The organism is Caulobacter sp. DWR3-1-2, from assembly GCF_049896225.1.
Lineage (GTDB): Bacteria > Pseudomonadota > Alphaproteobacteria > Caulobacterales > Caulobacteraceae > Caulobacter.
Genome location: NZ_JAFCTW010000002.1, coordinates 304,662 through 319,015, shown reverse-complemented (window position 1 = coordinate 319,015; position 14,354 = coordinate 304,662). Strand labels below are relative to the sequence as shown.

General features: G+C 65.1%; 15 protein-coding genes, 1 tRNA gene and 1 pseudogene. 6 read left to right on the top strand and 11 right to left on the bottom strand.

Features of this window, described 5'->3' with window-relative positions; genetic code table 11:
• Positions 1–95 precede the first annotated feature (95 nt).
• Together ACP696_RS03895 and ACP696_RS03890 are read right to left on the bottom strand one after the other, a co-directional pair.
• Positions 96–1,304: an efflux RND transporter periplasmic adaptor subunit gene (locus ACP696_RS03895; protein WP_426013035.1), complete on the bottom strand. Its 1,209-nt coding sequence runs from the start codon at positions 1,302–1,304 to the stop codon at positions 96–98.
• A 52-nt stretch (positions 1,305–1,356) separates the two neighbouring features.
• Complete coding sequence (locus tag ACP696_RS03890) at positions 1,357–1,506, bottom strand: hypothetical protein (RefSeq protein WP_426013034.1); 150 nt, start codon at positions 1,504–1,506, stop codon at positions 1,357–1,359.
• Between the two features lie 166 nt (positions 1,507–1,672).
• Here ACP696_RS03890 and ACP696_RS03885 point away from each other — a divergent pair, with 166 nt between their 5' ends.
• A complete protein-coding gene (locus tag ACP696_RS03885) occupies positions 1,673–2,302 on the top strand; it encodes a TetR/AcrR family transcriptional regulator (RefSeq protein WP_426043476.1) in 630 nt (209 codons plus the stop codon).
• Between the two features lie 430 nt (positions 2,303–2,732).
• Positions 2,733–2,960 carry a hypothetical protein gene (locus ACP696_RS03880; protein ID WP_426013030.1) on the top strand — a complete coding sequence of 76 codons (228 nt, stop codon included), beginning with the start codon at positions 2,733–2,735 and terminating at the stop codon, positions 2,958–2,960.
• 124 nt (positions 2,961–3,084) lie between these two features.
• Here the strand turns inward: ACP696_RS03880 and corA are convergent, their stop codons facing one another.
• A complete protein-coding gene (corA, locus tag ACP696_RS03875) occupies positions 3,085–4,053 on the bottom strand; it encodes a magnesium/cobalt transporter CorA (protein ID WP_426013028.1) in 969 nt (322 codons plus the stop codon).
• 164 nt (positions 4,054–4,217) lie between these two features.
• Here corA and ACP696_RS03870 point away from each other — a divergent pair, with 164 nt between their 5' ends.
• The 3 genes and pseudogenes from ACP696_RS03870 to ACP696_RS03860 all read left to right on the top strand — a co-directional run.
• Complete coding sequence (locus tag ACP696_RS03870) at positions 4,218–5,909, top strand: MFS transporter (protein ID WP_426043508.1); 1,692 nt, start codon at positions 4,218–4,220, stop codon at positions 5,907–5,909.
• A 92-nt stretch (positions 5,910–6,001) separates the two neighbouring features.
• A complete protein-coding gene (locus ACP696_RS03865; RefSeq protein ID WP_426043509.1) occupies positions 6,002–6,301 on the top strand; it encodes a hypothetical protein in 300 nt (99 codons plus the stop codon).
• Positions 6,302–6,384: 83 nt separating this feature from the next.
• Positions 6,385–6,777, top strand: a pseudogene (locus tag ACP696_RS03860) (transposase); the annotation flags it as partial.
• Between the two features lie 245 nt (positions 6,778–7,022).
• On the opposite strand, the gene ACP696_RS03855 reads toward ACP696_RS03860, so the two are convergent.
• A tRNA-Ser gene (locus ACP696_RS03855) sits at positions 7,023–7,112 on the bottom strand.
• A gap of 148 nt (positions 7,113–7,260) precedes the next feature.
• Between ACP696_RS03855 and ACP696_RS03850 the strand changes: the two genes are divergently transcribed.
• Positions 7,261–7,638 carry an MmcQ/YjbR family DNA-binding protein gene (locus ACP696_RS03850; protein ID WP_426031464.1) on the top strand — a complete coding sequence of 126 codons (378 nt, stop codon included), beginning with the start codon at positions 7,261–7,263 and terminating at the stop codon, positions 7,636–7,638.
• A gap of 67 nt (positions 7,639–7,705) precedes the next feature.
• On the opposite strand, the gene ACP696_RS03845 is transcribed toward ACP696_RS03850, so the two are convergent.
• The 7 genes from ACP696_RS03845 to ACP696_RS03815 all read right to left on the bottom strand — a co-directional run bounded on the left by ACP696_RS03845 (position 7,706) and on the right by ACP696_RS03815 (position 14,030).
• Positions 7,706–8,485 (bottom strand): DUF599 domain-containing protein, encoded by a 780-nt coding sequence (locus ACP696_RS03845; RefSeq protein WP_426013022.1) that lies wholly within the window; start codon positions 8,483–8,485, stop codon positions 7,706–7,708.
• A gap of 53 nt (positions 8,486–8,538) precedes the next feature.
• Positions 8,539–9,999, bottom strand: a complete 1,461-nt coding sequence (locus tag ACP696_RS03840; RefSeq protein ID WP_426043475.1) for an MFS transporter — start codon at positions 9,997–9,999, stop codon at positions 8,539–8,541.
• 116 nt (positions 10,000–10,115) lie between these two features.
• Positions 10,116–10,271, bottom strand: coding sequence for a DUF3309 family protein (locus ACP696_RS03835; RefSeq protein WP_426013018.1), 156 nt, complete (start codon positions 10,269–10,271; stop codon positions 10,116–10,118).
• Positions 10,272–10,364: 93 nt separating this feature from the next.
• Positions 10,365–10,805, bottom strand: a complete 441-nt coding sequence (locus ACP696_RS03830; RefSeq protein ID WP_426013017.1) for a DUF2147 domain-containing protein — start codon at positions 10,803–10,805, stop codon at positions 10,365–10,367.
• A gap of 77 nt (positions 10,806–10,882) precedes the next feature.
• Entirely contained in the window at positions 10,883–11,266 is a 384-nt protein-coding gene (locus ACP696_RS03825) for a DUF983 domain-containing protein (RefSeq protein ID WP_426013015.1), read from the bottom strand.
• Positions 11,267–11,562: 296 nt separating this feature from the next.
• Positions 11,563–11,697, bottom strand: a complete 135-nt coding sequence (locus ACP696_RS03820) for an entericidin A/B family lipoprotein (protein WP_426013013.1) — start codon at positions 11,695–11,697, stop codon at positions 11,563–11,565.
• Between the two features lie 227 nt (positions 11,698–11,924).
• The gene (locus ACP696_RS03815) at positions 11,925–14,030 is read right to left on the bottom strand and encodes an acylase (RefSeq protein ID WP_426013012.1); all 2,106 of its coding nucleotides are present in this window, start codon (positions 14,028–14,030) and stop codon (positions 11,925–11,927) included.
• Positions 14,031–14,354: the final 324 nt, after the last annotated feature.

Here is a 14,354-nt window from a genome sequence, read left to right as displayed (position 1 = left end):
GTGTGGCTGACGCCAGGCGCGCCGAGCTACTCCAACCCGCCCCATCGCTTGGGGATCTGGGTCCCGGCATTCGCCGGGATGAGCGGTTTAAAGGATCAGTTCTGGCCCACACTGTTGATCATCGCGACGCGCTGGGGCGCGGTCTCGAACTGGCGCAGGTCGCCGGCCGTTTCGGTCTTGATGACCACCGGCTTTACGACATCGCCCGGCTTGACCTTCTGCAGGCCGCCGACGATCACCTTGTCGCCGGGCTTCAGACCGGTGCGGATGATGCGCAGGCTGCCGGCCAGCGGGCCGATCTCAACGGGGCGGTACTCGGCCTTGTTATTGGCGCCCACCACCACGACGTAGCGCTTGCCCAGGTCGGTGGCGATCGCCCGGTCTGGGGCCAGGGCCACCACCTGCGAGGTGTCGCTGACCATCCGGATGCGGGCGAACAGGCCTGGGGTGAAGCGGCCGTCTGCATTATCGAAGATCGCCCGGCCATTGATGGTGCCGCTCTTGGCGTCCATGGCGTTGTCGATGAACTTCAGCTGGCCCTGGTGGGGATAACCGTCCTCGGTCATCAGGCCCATATAGACCGGGCTGGCCTTGCCGCGTTCAGCCGAGGCGTACTTGAGGAAGGTCTGCTCGTCGGCGTTGAAGGTGGCGTAGATCGGGCTGTCGCTGACCACGGTGGTCAGCAGGTCCGAGGGCGTCACCAGGTTGCCGCGGGTGATCGCGGCCTTGGAGACCCGGCCGTCGATCGGCGAGACCACGCGGGTCCATTCCAGGTTCAGGCGGGCCGTCTGATAGGTGGCTGCTGCGGCGGCGACATTGGCCTGGGCGGCTTTCTCCTCGGCGGACAACCGGTCGAATTCGCTCTGGGCCAGGGCGTTCTGCTCGATCAGCCGGCGGCCGCGCTCGCGGTTGACGACGGCCAGGTTCAGCTGGGCCTTGGCGCGGTCCACCTCGGCGGCGGCGCGATTGGCCTCGGCCTGGTAGGGGCGCGGGTCGATCTGGAACAGCACCTGGCCCTTGCGGACCCGCGCGCCTTCCTCGAACCGCGCGCCGTCGATGTAACCCCCGACGCGAGGGCGGATGTCGACGGTGTCGACGGCTTCCAGGCGACCGGTGAAGTCATCCCACTGGCGCAGGTCCTTGAAGTCCACGGCGGTGATGGTGACCTGGGCCGGTGGCGGAGCGGCTTCCGGCTTGGCCTGGGCGGTGCAGGCGGCCAAGACGGCGGCCGCAGCCAGGACGGCGAAGGATTTGAGAGCGGGGGAGACGGGCAAGGACGAGAGGGGGGCGGGATGCTTGCGCATGGAAACACCTGAAGACGGACGATGGGGAGGCGGAACGGAAGCGGTCAGTGGGCTATTCGAGGACAGGGCGCTTGGCCGAGCGGGTCGTCCGGCGGCGGGGTTCGGCGGCCTGGGCGATCCAGGCCTTGGCGGACGCCAGCCACGGTCGGTTCGCGATGGCGCCCAGGGGGCGGGCGGGGTCCTGGCTTGCACTGGGGGACATGGCTCGCGCTCCGTTCTGGGTTAGGATGAAAATGTCGCAGTGGCTGTTGCTTGACGTGGCGGCCATCTGTGACGATTTAGATGGATGTGACGGTACCGTTCGGTATCATTCACGCGGTGAGAGATACTGACCGGTAACTCTCACGTCAAGGTGAGGCGCATTGAAAATGGCTGAGAGAAATTCTAGCGGGGGCAAGATGGACGCCATGGAGGCGCCGGTTTGCGCCCCGTTGTCCAAACGACCAGCTCGCGACCGGATTTTCGAAACGGCCCGCGAGCTGTTCTATCAGCACGGCATCCGCGCGGTGGGCGTCGAGGCGATTGCCCACGAGGCCGACGCCACCAAGATGACGCTGTATCGCAACTTCCCGTCCAAGGACGAGCTGGTCGCCGAGGTGCTGCGCGAGCAGGAACGCGACTACTGGATCTGGTGGGATGAAGTGACCGGTTGCACGTGCGGCGACCCCCGCGTGCAGCTGGAAGCGATCTTCGACGCCTTCGAGACCAAGGCCTGCAACGCCGATGTTCACGGCTGCCCGCTGTCGAACGCCGCCCTTGAACTGCACGAGGCGGATCACCCGGCCCAAAAGGTGTCGGTGGCCTACAAGCAGCGGCTTCATGCCCGACTGGTCGATCTGTGCAAGCAGGCCGGCGCGCCGGACGAGGACCTGGCCGACAGCCTCATGCTGCTGATGGAGGGCTCTTACACGGCTCGCGTGACGCTGGGTCCCAACGGCCCCGTGCGGGCCGTGGCGCGAGCGGGACGGGCGCTGATCAAGGCGCATCTAGGCGCCTAGGACTTGCCGAGACGGGACGCCCCCCCGTCACAGCGCGTAGTCGCGCCGGGCGGATCATCCATCCCCCGACGGATCCGCACGGCGCGGGCCGGCGGAGCCCAAAGGGGAGGAAGGGCGCAGACTTCTAAAACCTACTAATGTAGTAGGAATTAAGTCGAGGCAGTTTTTCTGGGTCGACCTTCAGAACATTGAACGACCCGAGAAACTGACAAGGGCGTGAGGAGTTCTAGCTCGCATAAGTCGCATTCCAGTCATACCCATGTCGTCAAGTTGTGAGAATGCGAGCCTATAAGATGTGTCCACGCTACCCCCACCCAGGGCGAATGCCGGCCTGATCCCGCAACTTCGGGGCCCGGTCCAACCGCTCGAAGATCCCCTCGTTCGCGCCTCGATGGGCGCACCCCAAGTCGTTTTGCGTAAGGAGCTCCCGATGGCTCTGCTGATTTCCGTGACGCCGGCCGAGCAGGGCTGGTCTGTCCGTTCCGAAGCCCTCGAGGCCGACCTCACCTTCGAGCGCGGCGGTCGCGCCGAGGCCGCCGCCCGCGATCTCGCCAATCGCGTCGCCGCTTCTGGCCGCTCCGCCGAGGTGAGAGTGTTCCTGCGCGACGGCGCCGAGGCCGGGCGTTTCCTGCATCCCGCGCGGGCGTGGGCGAGCTAGAGCCTTTTTCGAGCGAAGTGGTTCCTGTTCGCGCGAAGAAAAATGTGTCAAAACAAAATATTAGAGCTCACGGCCTGACGCAGTCAGGTCGGAAAATGCTCTAGAAAGGGTCCGGCCAGGGCCTCTACAGCCAGCCGTTCTTCTTGAACCGCACATAGAGCACGCCGATGATCGAGGTGATGCCAATTATCACCGCCGGGTAGCCCCAAACCCACCGCAGTTCGGGCATGTGCTCGAAATTCATGCCGTATACGCCGGCGATCGCCGTCGGCACAGCCAGGATGGCGGCCCAGGCGGCGAGTTTGCGGGTGATGGCGCCCTGGCGCTGCTGTTCCAGCAGGGATGCGGCCTCGAACACCGAGGTGATCACCTCGCGCAAGGCATCCACCATGTTCTCGACCTTCTGCGTGTGATCGTGCACGTCGCGGAAATAGGGTCGCACGTCGCTATCCAGACAGGGTGTCTCCAGGTGCTCCAGGCGGCCGCTGACCTCGGCCATGGGACTTAGCACCCGTTTGAATCGGATCAGGTCGCGACGAAGGTGGAACAGGCGCTTGACCTCCGCGTGGCTGAGGAAGGTCTCGAGCGTGCGGCGCTCGATGTCGAGCACCTCGTCCTCCAGCGCCTCGATGATTGGCAGATAGCCATCGACCACGAAGTCCAGCACCGCGTGCAGCACGTAGTCCGAGCCCTTGGCCAGCAGGTCGGGCGAGGCTTCCAACTGCTGGCGCAGGTCGCTATGGGCCCGGGCCGATCCGTGGCGGACGGTGATGATGTGGCCCTGCCCGACAAAAATCGCCGTTTCGCCGTAGCAGATCTTGTCCTCGACCAGTTGGGCGGTTCGCGCCACCACGAACAACTCCCGGCCATAGACCTCGACCTTGGGCGACTGGTGAGCGTTGAGAGCGTCCTCGACCGCCAGCGGATGCAGCTTGAAGCGGGTCGCCAACCGGCTCATCTCGGCCTCACTGGGATCGTAGAGGCCAATCCACACGAACTCGCCAAGCTTGGTGACCAGGGCTTGCGGGTCGTCCAGCGACACTTCGCGTTTCCGGACGCCGTCCTTGTAGATGTAGGCCGCGACGACGCTCATGCGGGGGTGCTCTCCTGAAGGGCGACAGCGACGCTCAAAGACTCAGCGCCAACGCTTCGGCTTTCAACCAGTTCATGTAGGCTCTCGCCATCGCAATCGGTCGAGGGCATGATGGTTGCGGTAACATGAGCCGCGCCAATAGCGGCCTTCAGGGGGACGATGCGATGGGCAGCGACACCACGGCGACGAACGCCGGCAAACCGGCCAAGGGCGCCAAGGATGACCGTCCCGTCGGGCGCAAGGACGCCCTGGTCATCGGGGCCGCCTCGGTGGGCACGGTGTTCGAATGGTATGACTTCTACCTCTACGGCTCGCTCGCCACCTACATCACCAAGCATTTCTTCTCGGGGGTCAACGAGACCACGGGCTACATCTTCGCCCTGCTGGCCTTCGCGGCGGGCTTCGCGGTGCGGCCGTTCGGAGCGCTGGTGTTCGGGCGGCTGGGCGATCTGTGGGGGCGCAAGAACACCTTCCTGGTCACCATGCTGCTGATGGGCCTGTCGACCTTCGTGGTCGGGCTGCTGCCTAGCTACGCGCAGATCGGCATCGCGGCGCCCATCGCCCTGGTCGTCATGCGCCTGGTCCAAGGCCTGGCGCTCGGCGGTGAATATGGCGGGGCGGCGACCTATGTGGCCGAGCATGCGCCCGCCGGACGGCGCGGCCTCTACACAAGCTTCATCCAGGTGACCGCCACCTTCGGCCTGTTCCTCAGCCTGGTGGTCATACTGCTGACCCGCAATGCGTTGGGCGATGACAACTTCCAGGCCTTCGGCTGGCGCATCCCGTTCCTGATCTCGGTGCTGCTGCTGGGCGTGTCGCTATGGATCCGCCTGCAATTGGCCGAAAGCCCATCGTTTCAGAAGATGGTCGACGAGGGCAAGGGCAGCAAGAAGCCCCTGGCCGACTCGTTCGCCAAGTGGGGCAATCTGAAGATCGTCATTCTCGCCCTGGTCGGTCTGACGATGGGGCAAGCGGTTGTCTGGTACACCGGCCAGTTCTACGCCCTGTTCTTCCTGGAGAAGATGCTCAAGGTCGATGGCGGCACGACCAACCTGCTGGTGGCCATCGCCCTGCTGATCGGCACGCCGTTCTTCGTGTTTTTCGGCTGGCTGTCGGACAAGATCGGCCGCAAGCCGATCATTATGCTGGGCTGCGTCCTGGCGGCCCTGACCTATTTCCCGCTGTTCAAGACCCTGACCACGGCGGCCAATCCGCAACTGGCGGCGGCGGTGGCCAGCGCGCCGGTGACCGTGGTCGCTGACCCAGCCGACTGCTCGTTCCAGTTCGACCCCGTGGGCAAGACCGTATTCAACCGCTCCTGCGACCTGGCCAAATCCTACCTGGCCAAGGCCGGCGTCACCTACGCCAACCAAGCCGCCCCGGCCGGCGCGATCACCCAGGTGCGGATCGGCCCGGCGGTGCTCGCCTCGTTCCCGGGCCAGACCCTCGACAAGGCCGCCTTCAAGGCCCGCAAGACCGCCTGGGAGAAAGAGCTCGGTGCGACGCTGAAGGCCGCCGGCTATCCGGCCAAGGCTGACGACGCCCTGATGAACAAGCCCCTGGTGGTCGGCGTGCTGGCGATCCTGGTTCTGTACGTGACCATGGTCTACGGCCCGATCGCCGCCATGCTGGTCGAACTTTTCCCAACCAACATCCGCTACACCTCGATGAGCCTGCCCTACCATATCGGCAACGGCTGGTTCGGCGGCTTCCTGCCGACCACGGCCTTCGCCATGGTCGCCGCCACGGGCAATATCTACTACGGCCTATGGTATCCGATCGTCGTCGCCGGACTCACCGCGGTGATCGGCACGCTGTTCCTCAAGGAAACCAAGGACGTCGATATCGAAGCGTAAGCAAGGGGGGCGGACGGCCCCTCACGCGCCCCTCAACAAGCCGTCGATGTGGCTGGCCTGGGCGGTCTCGCGGCGCGCTGCGGCTGAAGACCATGTCGGCGACCCGGGCTCGGCTGCTGGCGGCCGCCAGTCGGCCCACCACGGTGACCCAGGTGGCGCTAGATCATGGGTTCTGGGAACTGGGGCGCTTCGCCGGCGCCTATCGCGGCATGTTCGGGGAGGCCCCGTCGGAGGCCCCGTCGGAGACCCCTCGCCGGGCCGGCGGCGGCCTTATATTGCAAGTACCTGCTGCGCGGGCTGGTGATCAACCGGCCCAATCAGGTCTGGTGCTCGGACATTACTTACATCCCGATGCGCCGGTGCTTTCTGTACTAGAGCATTTCCCGACCTGACTGCGTCATGCCGTGAGCTCTAATCTTTTGTTTTGACGCATTTTTCTTCACGCGAACCGGAACCACTTCGCTCGAAAAATGCCCTAGTGGCGGTGATGGACTGGGCGACGAGGAAGGTGCTGTCCTGGCGGCTCTCCAACAGCATGGACGCCGAGTTTTGCATCCAGGCTCTGGAGCAGGCCTTGGCCCGTTACAGGCCGCCAGAGATCTTCAACACCGACCAGGGCAGCCCGTTTACCTCGCCCCGCTTCGTCGACGTGCTGAAGGACGCCGGCGTGCGGGTCTCCATGGACGGCCGCGGCCGCTGGATAGACGACGTCTTCATCGAGCGGCTCTGGCGCAGCCTCAAATACGAGCGCGTCTAAATCCATGCCTTCGAGACCGGCTCGGAGCTGCGGGCCGGCCTGACCAAGTGGATCGGCTACTACAACACCAACCGGCCCCACTTGGCCCTATCCGGGGCTCGCCCCGGATAGGGCCAACCTCGAGCACAAACTGGCGGCGTGATCTGAACCTGAGCCAACCCTAGCCAAGCCGCCAAACTGTGCGGACCACCGGCGCCACCTCATTCCTGCAAGCCCAGGTTGCCATCTATCCGGGGCCCATTGATTCGCGCGAGGCACCCGTCTCGTCATCGAATTCGAAAATGGGACCGAAAACGGGGCAGCAGAAACGACGCGTAAATATTATCCAGTAAAAACAATATGTTGGATGAGGGCGGTGGCGGTGAGAGAGGGATTCGAACCCTCGTTAGGCTTTCACCTAAACACGCTTTCCAAGCGTGCGCCATCAACCACTCGGCCACCTCACCATGCGCACTTGATTCGAAGGCGGTTGAAGGCCCCCGTCGCAGGAAGGGGCGCAATATACTCAGGAAGGTTGCGGGGGCAAGCGGCCATGCGAGGTGAAACGGAGCCACGGGCGACTTATAGTGCCTGGCCCGCGTCAAAGGACCCGTGATGACTCCCAAAACCTTCGACGCCGCCGCCATGGCCCTGCCCGGCGCGACCATGACCGTCCAGTGGGGCGACAACCACGTCTACAAGGTTGGCGGCAAGATGTTCGCCGTGCTGGGCGGGGCGATAGGCGGCAAGGGGTTTTCGTTGAAGGCCTCGGATGTGGCGTTCGAAGTGCTTGGCGAGACTGGCCAGGCCGTTCCCGCCCCCTATCTGGCTCGGGCCAAATGGCTGTATTTCGAGGACCTGGCGGGCCAGGACAAGGCCGAGGTCAATGATTGGCTGAAGACCGCCCACGGCCTGATCGCCGCCAAGCTTACCAAGAAGGTCCGGGCCGGGCTCGGGCTCCAGAGCTCACGACCTTACTGCGTCAGGCCGTGAGCGCTAATCTCTTGTTTTGACGCAGTTTTCTTCACGCGAACCGAAACCACTTCGCTCGAAAAATGCTCTAGGACAGACTGGCCTGGTCGTCGCGCGGCAGGTGGGGTCCGGTCGTCACGGGCTGAGCCTCGAGGATCTCACGGATGCGGCGGACGGCGACCGAGGCCGGGCTACGGCGCTGGCGCCAGAGCAATAGCGCCATGGCCCCGCCCGTCGCCGCCGCGAAGGCGATCGGACCCAGCAGCCAGGCGGCGGCGGCCAGGGCGAAATAGTAGCCGCGCACCCCGGCGTTGAACGACGACAGGGCGGGGTTGAGCACCGCCCCGGTCGCCTCGGCATAGTCTTCCAGCACCTTGCGCGGGGCCCACATCGGCGTGGCGCCAATGGCGGCCAGGCAGTAGTTCATCTGGCGGATCGCCCAGATGAAGTCGAGCAGGCCACGCGCCAGGGCGATCAGCACCAGGCCCATCTTGATCTGGAACACCAGGGTCGAAGCCGGGGCCAGCACGGCCAGGCCCTCGATGCTCTTCAGCGCGCTGTCGCCGCCAAACAGCACCCCGGCCGCGGCGGCGATTAAGATCAGGTTGGACGAAGCAAAGAACGAGGCCGAGTTGATGGCGTGGCCGAGCAGCTGGCCATCCAGTAGGGCGATCTCGCGCACCGCCATCTCGGCCATCCAGCGCCGGCGGATCACCGTCATGTCGGTGTTGATGACGTTCTTGGCGTGGCCCAGGCGCTTGAGCAGCGGTTCGTAGAACAGCCAGCAGAACGCGAAGAAGCCCAGGACGACCAGATCGAAGGTCGGCAGGGGAAAGGCGTGCAGGGCGTGACGGATCGAAGCGTGCATGGGGTGAGCTTAGGTCTGGAACGAGAGTCGGTGAAAGGGGCGAGGGACCGCTATCAGTCTTCGAGGATCAGGCTGTGCTTGCCGGTGTCGCGCAGCAACAGCGCCACCACCAACCCCACGGCCATGATCGCAGAAACATAGAGGTAGAAGCCGCTTTCCATGCCCTCGCGCTTGAACCACAAGGCGACATATTCGGCGGTGCCGCCGAACGCGGCGTTGCCCAGGGCGTATGGAAGTGCCACCCCCAGAGCCCGCACATGGGTGGGGAACAACTCGGCCTTCACCACGGCGCTGATCGAGGTGTAGCCCGATTGCACGACCAGGGCGGTCATGATCAGGGCGAAGGCGATCAGCGGGCTGGCGGCCTTGGCGGTCAGGGTGAACACCGGCCAGGCGATCAGCGCCCCGACCCCGAAGGCGAAGACCAGCATGATCTTGCGGCCCAGGCGATCCGACAGCCAGCCGAACAGCGGCTGCAGGAGCATGAACCCGAACAGGGTCGCCAAGTTGACCGCCCCGGCCGTGGCCTTGTCGAAGCCGGTGGTGTTGGTCAGGAACTTCAGCATGTAGGTGGTGTAGGCATAGAAGGCCAAGGAGCCCGCCGCGCTCAGCCCGATGATCGCCAGGGTTTGTTTGGGATGGCGCGAGACCAGCGGCGCGGCGAGCGCCACATAGGTCATGATCAGCAAGACCACCGAGACGCCTTGGGCCGCGCCCGCGAAGGACCAGGCGGTGAAGCCAACCACCATCGCCGCCACGGTCAGCAGCAGCAGGGTGGTCACCGAAGCCACCTGCCGGCTGCTGATCGGGTCGTGCTGGGCGACGTTCCGGTGGGAGACGCTCTCCTCGATGCCGGTCCGGATCCAGAAGACCACAACCGCAAGGGCGGCGCCGATGAAGAACGGCACGCGCCACCCCCAGGCCGCCAAGTCGGACTTGTCCAAGGTGTTCTGGAGGATCACCAGCACCAGGGCCGCGACGAGCTGACCCATGATCAGGGTCACATATTGGAAGCTGGACCAGAAGCCTCGTCGCTTCTTCCCCGCCATCTCGCTCATATAGGTGGCGCTGGCGCCGTATTCGCCGCCCACCGACAGACCTTGCAGCAGGCGGGCCAGCAGCAGGATCACCGGCGCGGCGTCGCCGATCGTGGCGTGGCCGGGGCACAGGGCGATGATCAGCGAGCCAGCGCACATCAGGCCGACAGCCAGGGTGAGCGCGGCCTTGCGGCCCTTGCGGTCGGCATAGAGCCCCATCAGCCAGGCGCCAACAGGACGCGCGCCGAAGCCCACGGCGAAGATGGCGGCCGTCTGCATCAGTTGGGCGGTCTGGTCGCCCTTGGGAAAGAAGATCTTGGCGAAGTAGATCGAGAACGCGGCGTAGGCGAACCAGTCATACCATTCGACGAGGTTGCCGGCCGAACCGCCGAGGATGGCGCGGACGCGGCGCCAGGCGGTCATGGGGACCCGATCAGGGGCGACGGGCGAGGTCGCCGGTATGGTGGTGTCGGTCATGTTGGCCCCGCGACTCTGGTTGTCGCGACCTTAGGCGAACAATGGTCTTTGGGGGAGGGGGCAGCGATCGGGGACGCACGCAGGCATGCGTGCGTCCCCGTCCGTTCCGTGGACGGCTAGATCCGGCCCATCAGCACCAGGATGATCAGGATCACCAGAATCAGGCCCAGACCCCCGCTGGGGAAATAGCCCCACGAACGGCTGTGACCCCAGGTCGGCAGGGCCCCGACCAGGGCAAGGATCAGGATGATGATGAGGATCGTGCCGAGCATGTCCGTCTCCGTTGTATCCGAGCGCTCTGCGCGCCCGGGTTCGGGAGAGGGAATGCCGAGGGTGCGGTCAAGGTTCCAGAGGGGCTGGCGAGGCTAGCCGGCCGCGATATCGATCCGCTTCCAGGTCTGCGACTTGCAGAACAGCCGGCCCACCAGGCAGCCCTTGGCCTTCATGGTGGTGGCGTCGGGGAAATCGGCGGTGCCCGTCAGCACCATGTTCAGGTCGGGAACGAACACCTTGCCGCGCCAGCTGCCATTCTTCTGCAGCTCGAAGTCGCGAAGCAGCTGCAGACCGATCAGGCTCGGTGTGCCGCCCTTGCGGGCGTCGGCCTGGGCGTCTGAATTGGCCCAGACCACCTTGCCGCAGGCCTGGCCACCGCCGCAGGGCTTGATCTCGAGATGGACCGTGTTCTTTGGATTGCGCCAGACGCCGTAGGTGAAGCTGTCGCCTGGGCCCTCCGCGAAAGCCGGGGCGCCGCACGCCAGGCCGACGACCGCAGCCAGGGCCGCAAGGGCTAACTTGATCGCGCGCATAGAAAACAACTCCACCCGTCGACCGGGTTTGTCGTACAGCCCGAGCCTTTGATCAAGTGAAGTGGTGTCGATCCCGCTCAGCCGCTAGGGCAATCCTCGGACTTGCGAAGGCCCATTGCCCATAGGGCGCCGATCACCGCGCCCTTGACGCGGGGCAGCAGCAGCAGGGTCAGGCCGGCCAGCGGCAGCACGGTCAGCGGCACCACCAGCGCCGGCGACATTTTCCAGATGAACGGGAACAGCAGCAGCGGGGCGACGAACAGGTGGCCGATGATCAGGATCGTGAAATAGGCCGGGCCATCATCGGCCGGGTAACGCGCCAGGTCATGGCCGCAAACCTCGCAGTCCAGATCGACCTTCAGATAGCGCGTGTACAGCCGACCTTCGCCGCAGTTGGGGCAACGGTGACGGACACCGCGCTTCATGCCGGTCAGGACGCTGGGAGGAGACTTCTTATTCATGGGCGTGGATATGCTCCCGCAGCGGGCCTTGCGAAAGGGGGCGCGCGGTCGCATGCGCCATTTTGAATCAGGTTTCGTAGAGATGAGTATGCGTGTGCCCAAGCATTCACTCGCAAGATGAGCGAGTAAAGCCGCCAGACTTTCGCCACATTAACCACTGGCGCTTTGTGGGTTACGGGTAAGTAGCCGCCGATCTTGAAAAATCTGACAACAAGCGCGGCCTTGGGCAAACGCGACTTAACTACACCGGGGTTCGCGGAGTCCGGTTGCCGGACTCCGCGAAGCTTGGCCTGCGGCTATTTGGCGTCCTTGGCGGTGTCGCTGACGGCGTGGCCAGCGGCCGACACGTCCTTGCCGACGCCTTCGACGGTGTTGCAGGCCGAAACCATCAGGGCGGCGGCCGTGACGGCCAGGATCAGGATCTTGCGCATGGGAGGAGGTCCAGACTGGAGGGAAGTGCGGCCGAGATTAGCCACGCGAAGCGCTGCTGTTCAAGCCTCCGCGCCGTCCCAGCGAGTTGTCATCCCGGACAAGCGCTCAGCGCGAAGATCCGGGACCGACGCGTGAACGCAGGTGCTTCCCGCGGTCCCGGATCTGACCCCGGCATTCGCCGGGGTTGTCCGGGATGACAAATCAAGGGTTTCGGTTCGACTAGATGCTACCGATGGCCCGGCCGATAGTCCTCCTTTACATGCCCTTGAAGCTGCGCCTCCGTGAACAGCACGGGCTTGGTTCGCATGGTCGCGAACAGCGGCGTCTGGTCGGCATAGTGCGGCGAGGCGGCATCCAGGGTGGCCGACCCGAACTGGTGGATGCTGTCGGAATGGACCACGCCCTGTTTGTCCCAGCTGACGAACATGATGAAGGTGTCGCCGGCGTCGGCGGAGAAGGTTCCGTCTTTCTGCGGAATGCCCCAGACCGCGCGATAGGTGTCGGCCGCGCCGTCGATTGGCAGGTCGACCTTGCCGTGGCGGATGCGATTGACCTGGCCCCATTTCGGATCGAGGCGGCCGAAGCCTTGCTTCAGCGTGACGATCGCCGCCTTCAAGCTCTCCAGCGGTGTCGGGACGGGATCGCCGTTCATCTGCGCCACCAGGATGGGCTGGGCCATCAGCGAGGCCAGGGCGGCGGCGCGGTTGTTTACGTCGGTGCGCCGGTCCCAGCCACGCAGGATTGCCTGGGCGGCCTTGAGGTCGGCGTCGTTCCCCGGATCGGCGGCGATCGCCTGCCGCACCATGGCCACGACGGATGAACGCTCGCTGTAGGCGATGTCGAACTTGTAGCGCCGGAACGCTTGATCGGTGATCGCATGGTCTGCCCCGACCAACTCCTGGATGCGCAGGGCGCGGTTTGTCACGTTGGTCTGCAAGCCTTCGCTGGCCGGGAAGTCGGCGGACCTCAGATTGTCGGCCGGGTCACTGGCCAGGAATGGGCTGTTGTTGGAGTTGTAGACATAGCCCGACCGGGGGTTCCACAGTTGGGGAATGGTCTCGACCGGGCGATAGCCTTGCCAGACGAGATCGGAGCGATCGCCGGGCAGGATCTTTGTCCAGTCAACGCCCTCCCGGCGGTTGGGGTATTGTCCATTGTGGACGAAGCCGATGTTCCCGGCGGCGTCGGCATAGATGTAGTTCAGGCTGGGCAGGGCGTGGGTGGCGATGCCGGCCCGCCACTCGGCCAGGTTCCGCGCCTTGTTCAGCCGCCAATATTGCAGTGGCTGGCGATACTCGCCCATGCCGGCATAGCGCAGGGCGAACAGGCCGTGCTTGGTCTCGAGCACCGGACCCTGGACGGTGCGCAGGGCGTGCTTGGTCACCGGGATGACGATCGGCCCCCACAGCTTGATCCGCAGCTTGACGTCGTGCCGCGTGAAGTCGCGCCACTGGCCGTCCAGTCGATACTGGTTTTTGTTCTGCGGGTTGATCACCAGCCGGTAGGCGTCGAACAGGTCGGGTTTGGAGACGGTGTTGGCCCAGCCCAGGGTGGCGTTGTGGCCATGCAGCATGAATGGCGCGCCGGGGAAGAAGCCGCCAGCCACGTGCCAGCCTTCGCCGCTCTCGACCACGGCTTCGTACCAGGCGACCGGGCCGGTATAGGGCTGGTGCGAATTGACCAGCAGACGGGTGAAGCCGTCGGCGGCGCGTGACGGTGCGACCGCCAGGCCGTTCGAGCCCTTGGGTGGGGCCTTCTGGGCCTCCTCCGGCGCGTTCAGCCGCTTCAGCTCGCCATCCAGGCCATAGAAGAACGGCTGCTTGAACACGAAGCCCGCCAGAACGTCCTTGCCGCTCAGGGGCAGCAGGCCCGGCGTCACCGCGTCGGGATGTTGGGCGGCATAGAGGTTGACCCCATCGGCATAGGCCTCAAGCAGGGCGCGCAGATAGGCGGGAAGCTTGGGATAACCCGCCTCGACGGTCGGCCACACATCGAGCAGACCCACCAGATAGTCGGTGACGGCGGCCTTGGCGCCGTCGCGGTGCGCCAGGGTCCCGCGGGTGGCCAGCACCACGCTCTGCACGGTGGCGAAATCGTCCTCGGACTGGGCGTAGGCCAGGCCGAAGGCGGCGTCGGCGTCGCGCTTGCCCAGGATGTGAGGCACGCCCCATTCGTCGCGCCGGATGCGCACGTCATAGGCGCCGGCCTTGGCGATCAGAGCCTGGATGTCGGGTTTGGGCGGCTGGGCGGCGCGATCCAGGCCGATCAGCCCCAGCACGGTGATGACCGCCAGGCAGACGATGACCAGCAGGCCTCGAAAGATCCAACGCATTACGTTCCACCCCTATCGTTCTTTTGCGATGATGATGGGCGCGGATCACGGCTGGCGATAGCCGGACCTTAGGGAAGCCCATTAAGCGCGTCGCCGCCGGAGCCGCCGGAGCCGCCGGAGCGCAGAGGGCCGTCGACCACCTCGAAGTCGCGCGAGCGCATCTGGCCCTCGGCCAGATGGATGCCTCGGCATCGTGGTGTCTCGCCAACCGCGCTCGTAAAGCCTGGTCATCGAAGTCCCCGACGACGGTAGGGTTGCCCGTTCGTCTGACGCTGCGCATGTCGTCCGGCGATCACACCGTCGTGCTGCGGCATCCCAACATCG

What these genes read in the sequence shown, in the direction of transcription:
- ACP696_RS03890 (WP_426013034.1), bottom strand. Translation starts at nt 1,506, where the DNA reads ATGTCCCCCAGTGCAAGCCAGGACCCCGCCCGCCCCCTGGGCGCCATC.
- ACP696_RS03815 (WP_426013012.1), bottom strand. Translation starts at nt 14,030, where the DNA reads ATGCGTTGGATCTTTCGAGGCCTGCTGGTCATCGTCTGCCTGGCGGTC.
- ACP696_RS03825 (WP_426013015.1), bottom strand. Translation starts at nt 11,266, where the DNA reads ATGAATAAGAAGTCTCCTCCCAGCGTCCTGACCGGCATGAAGCGCGGT.
- ACP696_RS03880 (WP_426013030.1), top strand. Translation starts at nt 2,733, where the DNA reads ATGGCTCTGCTGATTTCCGTGACGCCGGCCGAGCAGGGCTGGTCTGTC.
- ACP696_RS03850 (WP_426031464.1), top strand. Translation starts at nt 7,261, where the DNA reads ATGACTCCCAAAACCTTCGACGCCGCCGCCATGGCCCTGCCCGGCGCG.
- ACP696_RS03870 (WP_426043508.1), top strand. Translation starts at nt 4,218, where the DNA reads ATGGGCAGCGACACCACGGCGACGAACGCCGGCAAACCGGCCAAGGGC.
- ACP696_RS03835 (WP_426013018.1), bottom strand. Translation starts at nt 10,271, where the DNA reads ATGCTCGGCACGATCCTCATCATCATCCTGATCCTTGCCCTGGTCGGG.
- ACP696_RS03840 (WP_426043475.1), bottom strand. Translation starts at nt 9,999, where the DNA reads ATGACCGACACCACCATACCGGCGACCTCGCCCGTCGCCCCTGATCGG.
- ACP696_RS03820 (WP_426013013.1), bottom strand. Translation starts at nt 11,697, where the DNA reads ATGCGCAAGATCCTGATCCTGGCCGTCACGGCCGCCGCCCTGATGGTT.
- corA (WP_426013028.1), bottom strand. Translation starts at nt 4,053, where the DNA reads ATGAGCGTCGTCGCGGCCTACATCTACAAGGACGGCGTCCGGAAACGC.
- ACP696_RS03865 (WP_426043509.1), top strand. Translation starts at nt 6,002, where the DNA reads ATGTCGGCGACCCGGGCTCGGCTGCTGGCGGCCGCCAGTCGGCCCACC.
- ACP696_RS03895 (WP_426013035.1), bottom strand. Translation starts at nt 1,304, where the DNA reads ATGCGCAAGCATCCCGCCCCCCTCTCGTCCTTGCCCGTCTCCCCCGCT.
- ACP696_RS03830 (WP_426013017.1), bottom strand. Translation starts at nt 10,805, where the DNA reads ATGCGCGCGATCAAGTTAGCCCTTGCGGCCCTGGCTGCGGTCGTCGGC.
- ACP696_RS03845 (WP_426013022.1), bottom strand. Translation starts at nt 8,485, where the DNA reads ATGCACGCTTCGATCCGTCACGCCCTGCACGCCTTTCCCCTGCCGACC.
- ACP696_RS03885 (WP_426043476.1), top strand. Translation starts at nt 1,673, where the DNA reads ATGGCTGAGAGAAATTCTAGCGGGGGCAAGATGGACGCCATGGAGGCG.